Origin of the sequence: Brevundimonas sp. (assembly GCF_035627475.1) — a bacterium.
GTDB lineage: Bacteria > Pseudomonadota > Alphaproteobacteria > Caulobacterales > Caulobacteraceae > Brevundimonas.
On record NZ_DASPLR010000061.1, the window covers coordinates 24,359 to 39,329 of the forward strand.

The 14,971-nt window shown below is 67.4% G+C and carries 15 protein-coding genes; all 15 read left to right on the plus strand.

Features of this window, described 5'->3' with window-relative positions:
* The gene (locus VEA62_RS15745; protein ID WP_324823578.1) at positions 1–498 is read left to right on the plus strand and encodes a hypothetical protein; all 498 of its coding nucleotides are present in this window, start codon (positions 1–3) and stop codon (positions 496–498) included.
* Complete coding sequence (gene nuoG, locus VEA62_RS15750) at positions 498–2,543, plus strand: NADH-quinone oxidoreductase subunit NuoG (protein WP_324823580.1); 2,046 nt, start codon at positions 498–500, stop codon at positions 2,541–2,543. The genes VEA62_RS15745 and nuoG overlap by 1 nt, the downstream gene beginning before the upstream one ends.
* Before the next feature lie 6 nt (positions 2,544–2,549).
* Positions 2,550–3,620: an NADH-quinone oxidoreductase subunit NuoH gene (gene nuoH / locus VEA62_RS15755; protein ID WP_324823581.1), complete on the plus strand. Its 1,071-nt coding sequence runs from the start codon at positions 2,550–2,552 to the stop codon at positions 3,618–3,620.
* A complete protein-coding gene (locus VEA62_RS15760) occupies positions 3,617–3,844 on the plus strand; it encodes a hypothetical protein (RefSeq protein WP_324823583.1) in 228 nt (75 codons plus the stop codon). Before nuoH ends, VEA62_RS15760 begins: the two co-directional genes overlap by 4 nt.
* Entirely contained in the window at positions 3,844–4,335 is a 492-nt protein-coding gene (gene nuoI, locus VEA62_RS15765; protein WP_324823585.1) for an NADH-quinone oxidoreductase subunit NuoI, read from the plus strand. Before VEA62_RS15760 ends, nuoI begins: the two co-directional genes overlap by 1 nt.
* Before the next feature lie 73 nt (positions 4,336–4,408).
* Positions 4,409–5,035 (plus strand): NADH-quinone oxidoreductase subunit J, encoded by a 627-nt coding sequence (locus VEA62_RS15770; RefSeq protein ID WP_324823587.1) that lies wholly within the window; start codon positions 4,409–4,411, stop codon positions 5,033–5,035.
* Positions 5,035–5,343 carry an NADH-quinone oxidoreductase subunit NuoK gene (gene nuoK / locus VEA62_RS15775; RefSeq protein ID WP_324814238.1) on the plus strand — a complete coding sequence of 103 codons (309 nt, stop codon included), beginning with the start codon at positions 5,035–5,037 and terminating at the stop codon, positions 5,341–5,343. The genes VEA62_RS15770 and nuoK overlap by 1 nt, the downstream gene beginning before the upstream one ends.
* Positions 5,344–5,345: 2 nt before the next feature.
* A complete protein-coding gene (nuoL, locus tag VEA62_RS15780; RefSeq protein ID WP_324823589.1) occupies positions 5,346–7,436 on the plus strand; it encodes an NADH-quinone oxidoreductase subunit L in 2,091 nt (696 codons plus the stop codon).
* Between the two features lie 11 nt (positions 7,437–7,447).
* The gene (locus tag VEA62_RS15785) at positions 7,448–8,926 is read left to right on the plus strand and encodes an NADH-quinone oxidoreductase subunit M (RefSeq protein ID WP_324823646.1); all 1,479 of its coding nucleotides are present in this window, start codon (positions 7,448–7,450) and stop codon (positions 8,924–8,926) included.
* Positions 8,927–8,933: 7 nt separating this feature from the next.
* A complete protein-coding gene (gene nuoN, locus VEA62_RS15790) occupies positions 8,934–10,376 on the plus strand; it encodes an NADH-quinone oxidoreductase subunit NuoN (RefSeq protein ID WP_324823591.1) in 1,443 nt (480 codons plus the stop codon).
* 7 nt (positions 10,377–10,383) lie between these two features.
* On the plus strand, positions 10,384–11,133 hold the full coding sequence (locus VEA62_RS15795) for a biotin--[acetyl-CoA-carboxylase] ligase (RefSeq protein WP_324823593.1): 750 nt from the start codon (positions 10,384–10,386) through the stop codon (positions 11,131–11,133).
* A complete protein-coding gene (locus tag VEA62_RS15800) occupies positions 11,130–11,912 on the plus strand; it encodes a type III pantothenate kinase (RefSeq protein ID WP_324823648.1) in 783 nt (260 codons plus the stop codon). Before VEA62_RS15795 ends, VEA62_RS15800 begins: the two co-directional genes overlap by 4 nt.
* Positions 11,909–13,582 carry a ribonuclease J gene (locus VEA62_RS15805; RefSeq protein WP_324823595.1) on the plus strand — a complete coding sequence of 558 codons (1,674 nt, stop codon included), beginning with the start codon at positions 11,909–11,911 and terminating at the stop codon, positions 13,580–13,582. Before VEA62_RS15800 ends, VEA62_RS15805 begins: the two co-directional genes overlap by 4 nt.
* A 54-nt stretch (positions 13,583–13,636) precedes the next feature.
* On the plus strand, positions 13,637–14,380 hold the full coding sequence (gene pyrH, locus VEA62_RS15810) for a UMP kinase (protein ID WP_324823597.1): 744 nt from the start codon (positions 13,637–13,639) through the stop codon (positions 14,378–14,380).
* 29 nt (positions 14,381–14,409) lie between these two features.
* Positions 14,410–14,967 carry a ribosome recycling factor gene (gene frr / locus VEA62_RS15815; RefSeq protein WP_324823599.1) on the plus strand — a complete coding sequence of 186 codons (558 nt, stop codon included), beginning with the start codon at positions 14,410–14,412 and terminating at the stop codon, positions 14,965–14,967.
* Positions 14,968–14,971: the final 4 nt, after the last annotated feature.

Genomic DNA, 14,971 nt, shown 5'->3' on the forward strand with positions numbered 1-14,971 from the left:
ATGGGCAGGATCGCCATGCTGATGATCGCTTCGCTGTCCCTCGCCGCCTGCGGCGAGCGGGCGGGCGAGGCCGCGCCGACGGCGGCGGAGGTGGTCTCTGCCACGCCGGTCGAGAGCGACGCCGCCCCGGCGGCGCCGGCGGTGCTGGACGCCGCGGCCCTGCGCCGCGTCTGCCAGGCCGGTCTGGCGGCGATTCATGGCCAGGTTCTCGGCGACATCGCCATCGACAGTCTGGAGGGCGAGATCGTCAACGCCTCGTGGCGCGCGCCGGTCGACGGCGGCCGCCGTCGGGCCCAGTGCCGGGTCGAGGGCGACCTGATCACCTGGAAGCCGGTCGACGCCCCGACCCCCGAACAGAACCGCTGGATGAACCAGTCCGGCGACCCGGTGACGCGCTTCGTCCTTGACGGCGACGCCATCACCATCAACACGACGCTCCCGGATGGGACGACCGCCACGGAGACCTATGCCGTGGCCGCTGAGCAAGAGGCCCGCTGATGCCCGTCGCCAAGGTCAACGGCGTAGAGATCGAATTCGAGCCCGGCATGACCGTGCTCCAGGTCGCCGAAAAGGCCGGCCAGGAGATTCCGCGCTTCTGCTATCACGAGCGGCTGTCGATCGCCGGCAATTGCCGCATGTGCCTGGTCGAGGTGAAGCCCGGACCGCCGAAGCCGCAGGCCAGCTGCGCCCTGCCGGCCGCCGACGGCCAGGAGATCTTCACCGACACGCCGATGGTGAAAAAGGCGCGCGAAGGGGTGATGGAGTTCCTGCTCATCAACCACCCGCTGGACTGCCCGATCTGCGACCAGGGCGGCGAGTGCGACCTGCAGGACCAGGCCATGGGCTACGGCCGCGACGGCTCGCGTTACGCCGAGAACAAGCGCGCCGTCGAAGAAAAGAACATGGGTCCGACGGTCAAGACCTTCATGACCCGGTGCATCCAGTGCACCCGTTGCGTCCGCTTCATCACCGAGGTCGCCGGCGTGCCGGACATCGGCATGATCTCGCGCGGCGAGGACGCCGAGATCACGACCTATCTCGAGAAGAACATCGACAGCGAGCTGTCGGGCAACGTCAACGATCTGTGCCCGGTCGGCGCCCTGACCCACCGGCCGTGGCAGTACCACTACCGTCCGTGGGAGCTGAAGAAGACCGAGTCGATCGACGTCATGGACGCCCTGGGCTCGAACATCCGCGTCGACGCCCGCGGCCCCGAGGTCATGCGTGTGCTGCCGCGCGTTAACGAGGGCGTCAACGAGGAGTGGCTGTCCGACATCAGCCGCTATGTCGTCGACGGCCTGCAGCGCCAGCGCCTCGACCGCCCGTATGTGCGCGAGAACGGCAAGCTGCGGGTGGCCTCGTGGGAAGAGGCGCTCGGTGTGGTCGCGGAGAAGATCAAGGCCGCCAGGCCCGAGAAGATCGGCGTCATCGCCGGCGACCTGCAGGACGCGGAATCGATGAAGGCGGCGCTGGACCTGTTCCGCGCCCTGGGCTCGGCCAATACGGACTGCCGCCAGGACGGCGCGGCGGTTGGCTATGGCCCGCGCGAGGGGTGGCTGTTCAACTCCGGCCTCCAAGGCATTGAAAAAGCAGATGCCATCCTCATCGTCGGGGCCAACCCGCGCACCGAGGCGCCGCTGCTGAACGCCCGTCTGCGCAAGGCCTGGCTGACCGGCAAGACCCAGGTCGGGGTGGTCGGAGAGCAGGTCGACCTGACCTTCGACTACAGCTGGCTGGGCGCCGGTTCGAAGACCCTGGGCAAGCTGCCGAAGGCGGCGATGGACTTCCTGACGAAGGCCGAGCGGCCCGCGATCATCGTCGGCTCGGGCGCCCTGACCGGCGACAACGGCCCGGCTGTGCTGAACGCGCTCGGCGCCCTGGCCAAAAAGGTCGGCGTGGTCAGCGAGGGCTGGAACGGCTTCAACGTCCTGCACAGCGCCGCATCGCGCGTGGCCGGGCTCGACATGGGCTTCGTGCCCGGCGAGGGCGGGCTCACCGCCGCGCAGATGGTCGGCAAGGGCGCGCTGGACGTGCTGTTCCTGCTCGGCGCCGACGAGGTCGAGCTGTCGAAGTCGAAAGCCTTCCGCGTCTATCTGGGAAGCCACGGAGACCGCGGCGCGCACGGCGCCGACGTGATCCTGCCGGGGGCGGCCTATACCGAGAAGCCGGGCATTTACGTCAATACCGAGGGTCGGGTGCAGATGGCCGAACGCGCCGTCTTCCCGAAGGGCCAGGCCAAGGAGGACTGGGCGATCCTGCGCGCCCTGTCCGCGCTCGTCGGCCAGACCCTGCCGTACGACACGATCGACGCCCTGCGCTCGAAGCTGATGGCGGACCATCCGACCTTCGGCCGCATCGACTATCTGCCGGCGGCGGCGTCGTTCGACGTGGCGAGCCTCGGCAAGAAGGGCGACCTCGGCGACGTGACCTTCCATTCCGCGGTCCGCGACCCGTATCTCAACAACCCGATCGCGCGCGCCAGCGTGACCATGGCCGAGCTGTCCGCCCTGCGGGTGGCCCCGGTCGCGATGGCGGCGGAGTAAGGCCCGATGGATTTCTGGAGCACCCCTCTCGGCTGGACCCTGATCACGGCGGGCGGCATCCTGCTGGTCACCGTCGGCATCCTGATCTCGCTGGCCTTCCTGCTGCTCGCCGACCGGAAGATCTGGGCCGGCGTGCAGATGCGCAAGGGCCCCAACGTCGTGGGCCCGTTCGGCCTGCTGCAGTCGTTCGCCGACTTCTTCAAATTCGTGCTGAAGGAGATCGTCGTCCCGGCCGGCGCGGACAAGGTCATCTTCCTGCTGGCCCCGCTGCTGACCTTCGTGCTGGCCTTCATCGCCTGGGCGGCGATCCCGTTCGCGCCCGGCTGGGTCATCTCGGACCTCAACGTCGGCATCCTCTACATCTTCGCCATCAGCTCCCTGGGCGTCTACGGCATCATCATGGGCGGCTGGGCTTCGAACTCGAAGTATCCGTTCCTGGGGTCGCTGCGATCGGCGGCCCAGATGGTGTCCTACGAGGTCTCCATCGGCCTGGTGATCATCAACGTCATCCTGCTCGCCGGCACGATGAACCTGACCCAGATCGTCACCCAGCAGGGCGGCTGGATCTGGAACTGGTTCGCCTTCGGCGGCGGTCTGGCGACCCTGCCGACCATCATCGTCATGTTCCCGATGGCGATCATCTTCTTCATCTCGGCCCTGGCCGAGACCAACCGCCCGCCGTTCGACCTGCCCGAGGCGGAGTCGGAGCTCGTGGCCGGCTACCAGGTCGAGTACAGCTCGACCCCGTACCTGCTGTTCATGATCGGCGAATACGCCAACATCGTCTTCATGTGCGCCATGATCAGCCTGCTGTTCTTCGGCGGCTGGAACCCGGGCTTCCCGACCGATTTCCTGAACGACTGGCCCGAGTTCGCAGCCAATCTGTTCTACGTGGTGGTGTTCTGCGCCAAGATCGTCTTCTGGTTCACGATGATCGCCATGGTGAAGGCCTTCGTGCCCCGCTACCGCTACGACCAGCTGATGCGGCTGGGCTGGAAGATCTTCCTGCCGACCTCGCTGGTCGCGGTGGTCATCGTGTCGGGCTGGCGCGTCGCGCTTGAGGCGGGTCTGCTATGAGCCGCCCGCTGATGCTCGCCGGTCTGGTCGCCGTCGCCGCGGGCGCGTCGGCCTGCGCCGTGCCGGTCTACGAGCCGGAGCCGACCTCGGTGTACCAGTGGGAGCGGCGCCAGCAGGCGGTGGAGCGCGACTACGCCGAACGCGAGCGGCTGTGCCGTATCACCAAGGATGAGGATCCGCGCAAGGCCGAACGCTGCCGCGGCGTCTCCGGAGACCAAGACTGATGCTTACCCGTCTCGTCCAGGCGACCAAAGGCGCGATGATGCTGGACGTCATCGGCGCCATCGGCCTGTCGCTGAAATACATGGCGCGGCCCAAGGCGACCGTGAACTATCCGTTCGAGCGCAATCCGCAGTCGCCGCGCTTCCGGGGCGAACACGCCCTGCGCCGCTACCCGAACGGCGAGGAACGCTGCATCGCCTGCAAGCTGTGCGAGGCCATCTGCCCGGCCCAGGCCATCACCATCGAGGCCGAGCCGCGCGCCGACGGCAGCCGCCGCACGACCCGCTACGACATCGACATGGTCAAATGCATCTACTGCGGCCTGTGCCAGGAGGCCTGCCCGGTGGACGCCATCGTCGAGGGCCCCAACTCGGAGTTCACCGTCGAGACCCGGGAAGAGCTGCTCTACGACAAGGAAAAACTGCTTTCGAACGGCGACCGCTGGGAGCGGTTGATCGCGAAGAATCTGGAACTCGACGCGCCTTACCGTTAAGGCGCAACCGCTGAACGGCCCGGGCGATTCCGAAGGGATCGCCGGCCATAACCGAAAGGGGCGATAGCCTCAGATGTTGCAAGGACTCGCCTTCTACCTGCTGGCGGCGGTGGCCGTGGTCGGCGGCCTGATGGTCGTCACCGCGAAGAACCCCGTGCACAGCGTGCTGTGGCTGATCCTGACCTTCTTCTCGTCGGCGGGACTGTTCGTGCTGCTCGGCGCGGAGTTCCTGGCGATGCTGCTGGTCGTGGTCTACGTCGGCGCCGTCGCGGTGCTGTTCCTGTTCGTGGTCATGATGCTGGACGTCGACTTCGTGCGGCTGCGCGAGGGCTATGCGCGTTACCTGCCGCTGGCGGCGATCGTCGCCGGCGTGCTGCTGGCCGAGATGATCATGATCTCGCTGGTGGTCGTGGACGGGGGCGCGGCGTCCGGGGCGACGGCGCCGGCCGTGGCGGCCTTCGACGCCACCAACGCCGAGGCGATCGGGCGGGTGCTCTACACCGACTACGTCTACATCTTCCAGGCGGCGGGGATCGTGCTGCTGATCGCCATGATCGGGGCCATCGTCCTGACTCTGCGCCACAAGCCCAACATCAAGCGTCAGAACGCCCACGACCAGGTCAACCGCGACCGGCGCACCGCCGTCGAGGTCAAGGGCGCGGCCACCGGCGAAGGCGTTTCCGCGGAGGATCTGGTCTGATGGAAATCACCCTGCAGCACTATCTGGCGGTCGCCGCCATCCTGTTCACCATCGGCGTCTTCGGCATCTTCGTGAACCGCAAGAACGTCATCATCATCCTGATGTCGATCGAGATGATCCTGCTGGCGGTGAACATCAATTTCGTCGCCTTCTCGGCCTATCTCAATGATGTCTCGGGTCAGATCATGGCCATGTTCGTCCTGACCGTCGCCGCGGCCGAAGCCGCCGTCGGCCTGGCCATCCTGGTGACCTTCTTCCGCAATCGCGGCGACATTGCCGTCGACGACGCCTCGGTCATGAAGGGCTGATCGTGAACCTCGAGCTTCTCGTCACTCTCGGCGTCTTCGCCCCGCTGCTCGGCGCCTTCATCGTCGGCCTGTCCGGTCGCCGGCTGGGCGACCTGCTGTCCAAATCGATCACCACGGGCCTGCTGTTCGTCTCGTGCGCCGTCGCCTGGATCGTGTTCAGCCAGTGGACCTGGGGCCACCTGGAGCCGTTCACGGTGCAGATCGCGCCGTTCATCCATGTCGGCGACTTCCAGTCCAATTGGTCGATCCGCATCGACGCCCTGTCGGCGGTGATGCTGGTGGTGGTGACGACGGTGTCGTCCCTGGTCCACCTCTACAGCTGGGGCTACATGGCCGAGGACCCGGACAAGCCGCGGTTCTTCGCCTATCTGTCGCTGTTCACCTTCGCCATGCTGGCGCTGGTCACCGCCGCCGACTTCATGCAGCTGTTCTTCGGCTGGGAAGGGGTGGGCCTCGCCTCCTATCTGCTGATCGGCTTCTGGTACAAGAAGTCCACCGCCAGCGCCGCGGCCATCAAGGCCTTCGTGGTCAACCGGGTGGGCGACTTCGGTTTCGCCCTCGGCATCTTCACCGTCTTCTGGATGTTCGGCACGATCGAGTTCGCCGAGCTGTTCCCGATGATCGCGGCGCGCGAGGGCACGGGCTGGGAGTTCCTGGGCCACACCTGGTCGGCGCTCGATCTCGCGGGCGTGCTGCTGTTCATCGGCGCCATGGGCAAGTCGGCCCAGTTCTTCCTGCACACCTGGCTGCCCGACGCCATGGAAGGCCCGACCCCCGTGTCGGCCCTGATCCACGCCGCGACCATGGTCACGGCCGGTGTCTACATGGTCTGCCTGCTGTCGCCGATCTACGAATACGCCCCCGTCGCCTCGTCGATCATCGCCCTGACCGGCGCGGTCACGGCCCTGTTCGCGGCCACCGTCGGCCTGGCCCAGAACGACATCAAGCGGGTCATCGCCTATTCGACCTGTTCGCAGCTCGGCTACATGTTCTTCGCCGCCGGCGTGGGCGCCTATGAGGCGGCCATGTTCCACCTGTTCACCCACGCCTTCTTCAAGGCCCTGCTGTTCCTCGGCGCCGGCTCGGTGATCCACGGCATGCATCACGAGCAGGACATGCGGAAGATGGGCGGGCTGTGGAAGCTGCTGCCCATCACCTACGCCGTGATGATGATCGGCACGATCGCCATCACCGGTCTGGGCATCCCGGGCATCGGCGGTTTCGCCGGCTTCTATTCCAAGGACATCGTCATCGAGAGCGCCTGGGCGGCGGCGGCCTCGGGCCACTCGCCCATGGGCCTGTTCGCCTTCCTGGTCGGCATCTTCGCCGCCGGCCTGACCGCCTACTATTCCTGGCGGCTCATCTTCATGACCTTCCACAACAAGCCGGTGTGGAAGGAGGAGGGGGCCCATCACGCCGACGACCACGCCTCGCACGCCCAACTGGAAACCCACTCCGAGCCGCTGGCCGATGACCATGCGCATGACGACCATGCGCACGACGACCACCACCACCACGGCCCGCTGAAGCCGCACGAGAGCCCATGGGTCATGATCGTGCCGCTGCTGGTGCTGTCGGTCGGCGCCGTCGCCGCCGGCTTCATGTTCGAGGCATTCTTCACCGGCCACCACGAGGGCGAGTTCTGGCGCGGCGCCATCTTCAACGGTCCGCACAACCACGTCCTGCACGAGGCCCACGACGTGCCGACCTGGGTGGTCTGGTCGCCGCTGGTGCTGAGCCTGATCGGCACCTTCGCCGCCTTCTGGCTCTATGTCCTCAAGGAAGGCATGGCGCGCCGCATGGCCGACCGCGGCGGCGTCATCCACGCCTTCCTCTACAACAAGTGGTACTTCGACGAGCTGTACGACTTCGTGTTCGTGAAGGGCGCGAAGGCCGTCGGCGACCTGTTCTGGAAGATCGGCGACGTGAAGATCATCGACGGCCTCGGCCCGAACGGCGCGGCCTGGGCCTCGCTGAAATCCGCCGCCCGGCTGGGCAAGCTCCAGTCCGGCTATGTCTACCACTATGCGTTCGTGATGCTGCTCGGCGTGGCCGGTTTCCTCGCCTTCGCCATCTATGCGTGGGGAGCCTGATCTTGCCCCAGATCCCCTTCATCCTGAGCGTCGTCACCTTCCTGCCGCTGGTCGGCGCGGGCCTGATCCTGCTCGCCCGCATCATGGGCAAGGGCGACGCCGCCGGCGCCGCCCGCTGGATCGCGCTGGTCACGACGCTCGCGACCCTGGCCGTCTCGGCCGTGCTGGTGGCCGGCTTCGACGCCTCGAGCGCCGCCTATCAGTTCGTCGAGCGCTACGTCTGGTTCGCCGGCGCCGAATACCACCTGGGCGTGGACGGGATTTCGATCCTGTTCGTGCTGCTGACGGCCTTCCTCATGCCGATCTGCATCATCGCCAGCTGGAAGACGATCACCGACCGCGTCGTCGACTACATGATCGCCTTCCTGGTGCTGGAGACGCTGGTCATCGGCGTGTTCACGGCGCTGGACCTGTTCCTGTTCTACATCTTCTTCGAAGGCACCCTGGTGCCGATGTTCATCATCATCGGCGTGTGGGGCGGGGCGAACCGGATCTACGCCGCCTACAAGTTCTTCCTCTACACCCTGCTGGGATCGGTGCTGATGCTGCTGGCCATGCTGTGGATGGCGGCCGAGGCCGGCACCACCAGCATTCCGGCGCTGAAGACATTCGACTTCCCGGCCTACGCCCAGCCGCTGCTGTGGCTCGCCTTCTTCGCCTCGTTCGCGGTCAAGATGCCGATGTGGCCGGTCCACACCTGGCTTCCCGACGCCCACGTGCAGGCCCCCACGGCGGGTTCCGTCATCCTGGCCGGCATCCTGCTGAAGCTGGGCGGCTATGGCTTCATCCTGTTCAACCTGCCGATGTTCCCGCAGGCGTCGCAGATGTTCGCCCCGCTGGTCTTCGTGCTGTCGGCGGTCGCCATCGTCTACACCTCGCTGGTCGCCTTCCGGCAGACCGACATGAAGAAGCTGATCGCCTATTCGTCGGTGGCGCACATGGGCTTCGTGACCATGGGCATCTTCGCCGGCAACGATCAGGGCGTGCAGGGCGCCGTGTTCCAGATGCTGAGCCACGGCCTGATTTCCGGTGCGCTCTTCCTCTGCGTCGGCGTGGTCTATGACCGGATGCACACCCGCGAGATCGCCCTCTACGGCGGCCTGACCGCGCGGATGCCGTGGTTCGCGGCCATCTTCATGCTCTTCACCATGGCCAACGTCGGCCTGCCCGGCACCTCGGGCTTCATCGGCGAGATCCTGACCATGACCGGGATCTATCAGGTCTCGACCTGGACCGCGCTGTTCGCGGCCTCAGGCGTGATCTTCTCGGCGGTCTACGCCCTGACCCTGTACCGCAACGTCATGTTCGGCGAGATCACCAATCCGGCGATGAAGGCGATCACCGATGTCGACAAACGCGAACTGCTGATCTTCGTCCCGCTGATCCTCGGCACGATCTGGCTGGGCGTGCAGCCCGGTCTGGTGCTGGACTATACCGCCGCCTCGGTCGAGGCCCTGACTTCCGCCTATCAACTTGCGATCGGCGGGTGAGACCATGATGCCTGATCTGATTTCCGCCCTCCAGCTCTCGGCTCCCGAAGCCGCCCTCGCGGTCGGCGGCCTCGTGCTGCTGATGATCGGCGCCTTCGCCGGCGAAAGGAGCGCGCGCGTCGTCTCCGTCCTGTCGGTCCTGCTGCTGGTCGCCGCGACGGCGCTGGCCGTCACCGGTCCTCTCGGCCGGGCCTTCAACGGGGCGTATGTCGCCGACCCGCTGGCTGTCTACGGCAAGGCGCTGATCTTCCTGTCCAGCGCCGTTGCCATCGTGCTCGGCGACGGCTGGATGAAGCGCATGCGCATCGCCCGCTTCGAATATCCGATCCTGATCGTGCTGGCCTCGGCCGGCATGGGGATGATGGCCTCGTCGGGCGATCTGATCTCGCTCTATGTGGGCATCGAGCTGCATTCCCTGGCGCTGTACGTGCTGGCCGCCTTCCACCGCGACGACCTGAAGGCGTCCGAGGCCGGGCTGAAGTATTTCGTGCTCGGCGCCCTGTCGTCCGGCCTGCTGCTGTACGGCGCCAGCCTGATCTACGGCTTCGCCGGCTCGATGCGGTTCGACGAGATCGCCGCCTATGCGGCGGCCAATCCCTCGACCGGACTGGTGTTCGGCCTCGTGTTCCTGATCTGCGGCCTGGCCTTCAAGGTCTCCGCGGCCCCGTTCCACATGTGGACGCCCGACGTCTACGAGGGCGCGCCGACGCCTGTCGTGGCCCTGTTCTCGACCGCTCCCAAGGTGGCGGCCATGGTGCTGATCGCCCGCACCCTGGAGGGCGCCTTCGCCGGTTCGCACGACCAGTGGGCCCAGGTGCTGATCCTCATCTCGCTGATCTCCTTCGCGGTCGGCGCCTTCGGGGGTCTGGTTCAGAAGGACCTGCAGCGGCTGCTGGCCTATTCGTCGATCGCCAACATCGGCTACGCCCTGCTCGGCATCGCGGCGGGCACGACGCTGGGCGTGCAGTCGATGCTGCTGTTCATGACCCTGTACGTCATCGACCAGTTCGGCTTCTTCGGCATCCTGTTGTCCCTCGGCCGCAACGGCCGGCCGGTCCGCTCGATCGCCGACTTCGCCGGTCTGCGAAAGGAGCGGCCGGTCACCACCCTGGCGATGACGGTGCTCTGCCTTTCGGTGCTGGGCATGCCGCCGCTGTCCGGCTTCTGGGGCAAGTGGGCCGTGTTCGGCGCCGCCGCCGACGCCGGCTACTGGATGGTCGGCGCCGCGGGCCTGGTGGCCTCGGTCGTGGCCGGCTTCTACTATCTGCGCATCATCAAGCTGATGTGGTTCGACCCGGCGCCGGATCAGGCCGCGACGGACAGGGCTCCGGTCGAGGCGAAAACCATCGCCTGGGCCTGCGCCGCCTTCGCCTTTCCGCTGGTCATCGTCGGTCTGACCTGGCTCCAGCCGCTGACCGTCGCCGCCGCCGCCGGTTTCGGAGCCGGGTAGGGCGTTCATGCCCGCCGCTCCCGTCCTGCTGCTCGACCAGACCGACTCCACCAATGCGGAGGCCCGCCGCCGGGCCGAGGCCGGCGAGGCCGGACCGCTGTGGATCGTGGCGCGCCGGCAGACCGGCGGCCGCGGCCGGCGCGGCCGGGCGTGGGCAAGCGAGACGGGCAATCTGTTCGCCACCCTGCTGACCATCACGCCCAGGCCGCCGGCGGAGGCCGCGCAGGTGACCTTCCTGGCGGCCCTGGCGGTGGCCGACCTGCTGGACGCGTTCGTCCCGCCGTCGCTGGTGACGATCAAATGGCCCAACGACGTGATGCTGGCCGGCGACAAGGCCTCGGGCATACTGGTGGAGTCGGGGGCGCATCCAGGCGGCGGTCTGTGGCTGGCGGTCGGTATCGGGGTCAATCTGGCTCATGCACCCGCCGGCACGGAACGGCCCGCGACGGCGCTGGTCCATCACCTGCGGGGCGATGTCGGTGCGCCGCCGTCCGTCGAGGCCGCCGCCGCCCGGCTGGCCGAGGCCTTCGCGATCTGGACCGGTCGCTGGGAGACGCTCGGCTTCGAGCCCATCCTCGACGCGTGGCGGGCGCGGACATCCGGCCTCGATGGTCCGGCGACCGCGCGGCTGGGCCATGAGACGGTCAAGGGCCGGGCCGAGGGCGTGGCGCCGGACGGGGCGCTGAAGCTGCGGCTGGCGGACGGGTCGCTGCGGCTGATCTCGGCCGGCGACGTATTCTTCGGGGAGGCCGCCTGATGCTTCTGGCGATCGAGCAAGGCAACACCAACACCCTGTTCGCGGTGCATGACGGCGCGGACTGGGTCGCCCAGTGGCGCACGGCGACCGAGAGCAGCCGCACCGCCGACGAATACGCCGTCTGGCTCAGCCAGCTCCTGACCATGCGGGGCCTCGGGATCGGCCAGCTGGACGGCTGCATCATTTCCAGCGTCGTGCCGCAGTCGATCTTCAACCTGCGCAACCTGTCGCGGCGCTACCTGAACGTCGAACCCCTGGTCGTCGGCGACAATGTCGACCTCGGCATTCCGGTGCGCATCCTCAAACCGAGCGAGGCGGGCGCGGACCGGCTGGTCAACGCCATCGGCGCCCATCTGGTCTATCCCGGCGATCTGATCATCATCGACAGCGGCACCGCCACCACCTTCGACGTGGTCGCCGCCGACGGCGCCTTCGAGGGCGGGGTGATCGCGCCCGGCATCAACCTGTCGCTCCAGGCCCTGCACGAGGCGGCGGCCATGCTGCCGCGCATCGCCATCCAGCGGCCCGAGCACGTGATCGGCAAGGACACCGTCTCCAACATGCAGTCCGGCGTCTTCTGGGGCTATGTCGCCCTGATCGAGGGGCTGGTGGCGCGCATCAAGGCGGAGTGGGGCCGACCCATGACCGTCATCGGAACCGGCGGCGTCGCCTCGCTGTTCGAGGGCGCCACCGACTCAATCGACCGGTTCGATCCGGACCTGACTATCCGCGGCCTCCTCGAAATCTGGCGGCGGAATACCCACATCAAGGACATATGAAAAAGCAAACCAGTGACGAACTCGTCTTCCTGCCGCTCGGCGGGTCAGGCGAGATCGGGATGAATCTCAATCTCTACGGCTATGGGCCGGAGAGCGACCGCCAGTGGATCGTCGTCGACGTCGGCGTGACCTTCGGCGACCTGTCGACGCCGGGCGTCGACGTCATCGTGCCGGACCCCGCCTTCCTCGAGGGCGAGACCATCCGCGGCATCGTGCTGACCCACGCCCACGAGGACCATATCGGCGCCCTCGGCTGGCTGTGGACCCGCATGAAGGCGCCGCTGTACGCCACGCCGTTCACCGCCTTCCTGATCCGCGAAAAGCTGCGCGAGGCGGGCATTCTCGACCAGGTCGAAATCCACGAGATCCCGCTGGGCGGCACGGTCGATCTCGGCCCGTTCACGGTCGACTTCATCACCATGACCCACTCGATCGCCGAGCCGAACGGGCTGGCGATCCGCACCCCGCTGGGCACGGTGCTGCACACCGGCGACTGGAAGATCGACGACGACCCCATCGTCGGCGGCGTCACCGATTCCGGGGCCATCGCCCGCCTCGGTGACGAGGGCGTGCTGGCCATGGTGTGCGATTCGACCAACGTCTTCGTCGAGGGCGTGGCCGGTTCGGAAGGCGACGTCCGGGATCGGCTGACCGAACTGATCGGCTCGCTGAAGGGCCGTATCGCCGTCGGCTGCTTCGCCTCGAACGTGGCTCGCATGGACAGTATCATCCGCGCCGCCGAGGCCGCCGGACGGCGCGTCTCGCTGGCCGGGCGGTCGATGCACCGCATTACCTCCGCGGCCAAGCACGTCGGCATGCTGCAGGGCATCCAGCCGTTCCTGAGCGAGCAGGAGGCCCGGGTCTGGCCGGCCGATGAAATCCTGTTCCTGTGCACCGGCAGCCAGGGCGAGCCGCGCGCGGCCCTGTCCCGCGTGGCCGAGGGCACCCACCCCTACATCAAGCTGAGCAATGGGGACCACTGCATCTTCTCGTCGCGTGTGATCCCCGGCAACGAGCTGTCGGTCGGCCGTCTGCAGGACAGGCTGTCGGATCGCGGCGTGCGCATCTATACCGAGCGGGACCACCCCGGCATTCACGTCTCCGGCCATCCGTGCCGCGAGGAGCTGCGCCAGATGTACGCCTGGGCGCGGCCGAGGATCGCCGTCCCGACGCACGGCATGCGCCGGCACCTCGCCGAACACGCCAACCTGGCCAGGGACATCGGCGTGCCCGAGACGGTGACCCCGCGCAACGGCGACATGGTCCGCCTGGCCCCCGGCCCGGCGGCGATCATCGACGAGGTGCCGAGCGGGCGGCTCTATGTCGACGGCGGCCGTCTCGTCACCGAACAGGGCGAGGCCCTGCACGAACGGCGTCACGCCTCGACCAATGGCGTGCTGATCGTCAGCTTCGCCATGGACCGGCGCGGCGCGATCGTCAGCGACATCGATGTGCGCGCCATCGGCCTGCCGGGCGACGCGGAGTCGCCGCTCGGCGACGCGCTGGACGACCTGGCCGAGCGGGCCGAGGCGGCGGTGATGAAGCTGAAGGGCGAGGCGCTGGAGGACGAGATGGTCATTGAACAGGCCGTGTCGCGAGCGCTGAAGAAGGCCAGCCAGCAGATCTGGGACCGCCGTCCGATCGTCGAGACCATCGTGCTGAGGCTTTGAACCCGTCGCCGGGCTTCCTATAAGGAGCCGATTCCTCCGCCCAAGGACCGCTCCATGCCCGATGTCTCGCCCGAGTTCCGCTACAAGCGCGTCCTGCTGAAGGTCTCGGGCGAGGTGCTGATGGGCGATCAAGCCTACGGCATCGACATGAAGACGGTCGCCAACGTCGCCGAGGCGGTCGCCCAGGTGGCGCGCGAGGGCGTCGAAATCTGCCTCGTCATCGGCGGCGGCAACATCTTCCGCGGACTGAGCAAGGCCGCCGGCGACATGGACCGCGCCACGGCCGACTACATGGGCATGCTGGCCACGGTGATGAACGCCCTCGCCATGCAGGCGGCGCTGGAGAAGATCGGGGTCCAGACCCGGGTCCAGAGCGCCCTGACCATGAACGCCGTGGCCGAGCCCTATGTGCGCCGCCGCGCCCTGCGCCATCTCGAGAAGGGCCGGGTGGTGATCTTCGCCGCCGGCGTCGGGGCGCCCTTCTTCACCACCGACTCGGGCGCCGCCCTGCGAGCCGCCGAAATGGGCTGCGACGCCCTGCTGAAAGGCACCAGCGTCGACGGGGTCTACACCGCCGATCCCAAGAAGGACCCGACGGCGACGCGCTACGACACCCTGAGCTACCACGACGTGCTGGCCAGGGACCTCAAGGTCATGGACGCCTCGGCCATCGCCCTGATGCGCGACTCGGGCATTCCGATCGTGGTCTTCTCGATCCGCGAGGACGGCTCGCTGCGCAAGACCCTGACCGGAGAGGGGACCTTCACGGTCATCACCTCCAAGGCTAAATCAGCCTGACAAGTCCTTCGAGAATGAGAGAAAAGTCCATGGCCAAGCCCGATCTGAAAACCTACCGCGACCGGATGGACAAGGCGGTCAGCGCGTTGAAGGAAGAATTCTCCGGCCTGCGCACCGGCCGGGCCAACGCCGGTCTGCTGGAGCCGGTCCAGGTCGAGGCCTACGGCTCGATGTCGCCGCTGCACTCCGTCGCGGCGATCAGCGTGCCCGAGCCGCGCATGATCTCGGTCAGCGTCTGGGACAAGAGCATGGTGACGCCGGTCGAGAAGGCCATCCGGGCCGCCGGCCTCGGTCTGAACCCGATCGTCGACGGCCAGACCCTGCGCATTCCGGTGCCGCCGCTGACCGAGGAGCGCCGCAAGGATCTGGCCAAGCTGGCCGGCAAATACGCCGAGCAGCAGAAGATCGCCGTCCGCAACGTCCGCCGCGACGCCAACGACGACCTGAAGAAGGCCGAGAAGGCCTCCGATATCAGCCAGGACGAGCAGAAGAAGATGGAGGCCGAGGTCCAGAAGGACACCGACGCAGCCATCAAGCGCATCGACGAGGCCTTGAAGGCCAAGGAAGTTGAGATCATGCAGGTTTGACGGC

Excerpts from the sequence above, each read along its gene's own strand:
- VEA62_RS15745 (WP_324823578.1), top strand. The coding sequence starts at position 1 with ATGGGCAGGATCGCCATGCTGATGATCGCTTCGCTGTCCCTCGCCGCC.
- nuoG (WP_324823580.1), top strand. The coding sequence starts at position 498 with ATGCCCGTCGCCAAGGTCAACGGCGTAGAGATCGAATTCGAGCCCGGC.
- nuoH (WP_324823581.1), top strand. The coding sequence starts at position 2,550 with ATGGATTTCTGGAGCACCCCTCTCGGCTGGACCCTGATCACGGCGGGC.
- VEA62_RS15760 (WP_324823583.1), top strand. The coding sequence starts at position 3,617 with ATGAGCCGCCCGCTGATGCTCGCCGGTCTGGTCGCCGTCGCCGCGGGC.
- nuoI (WP_324823585.1), top strand. The coding sequence starts at position 3,844 with ATGCTTACCCGTCTCGTCCAGGCGACCAAAGGCGCGATGATGCTGGAC.
- VEA62_RS15770 (WP_324823587.1), top strand. The coding sequence starts at position 4,409 with ATGTTGCAAGGACTCGCCTTCTACCTGCTGGCGGCGGTGGCCGTGGTC.
- nuoK (WP_324814238.1), top strand. The coding sequence starts at position 5,035 with ATGGAAATCACCCTGCAGCACTATCTGGCGGTCGCCGCCATCCTGTTC.
- nuoN (WP_324823591.1), top strand. The coding sequence starts at position 8,934 with ATGCCTGATCTGATTTCCGCCCTCCAGCTCTCGGCTCCCGAAGCCGCC.
- VEA62_RS15795 (WP_324823593.1), top strand. The coding sequence starts at position 10,384 with ATGCCCGCCGCTCCCGTCCTGCTGCTCGACCAGACCGACTCCACCAAT.
- VEA62_RS15805 (WP_324823595.1), top strand. The coding sequence starts at position 11,909 with ATGAAAAAGCAAACCAGTGACGAACTCGTCTTCCTGCCGCTCGGCGGG.
- pyrH (WP_324823597.1), top strand. The coding sequence starts at position 13,637 with ATGCCCGATGTCTCGCCCGAGTTCCGCTACAAGCGCGTCCTGCTGAAG.
- frr (WP_324823599.1), top strand. The coding sequence starts at position 14,410 with ATGGCCAAGCCCGATCTGAAAACCTACCGCGACCGGATGGACAAGGCG.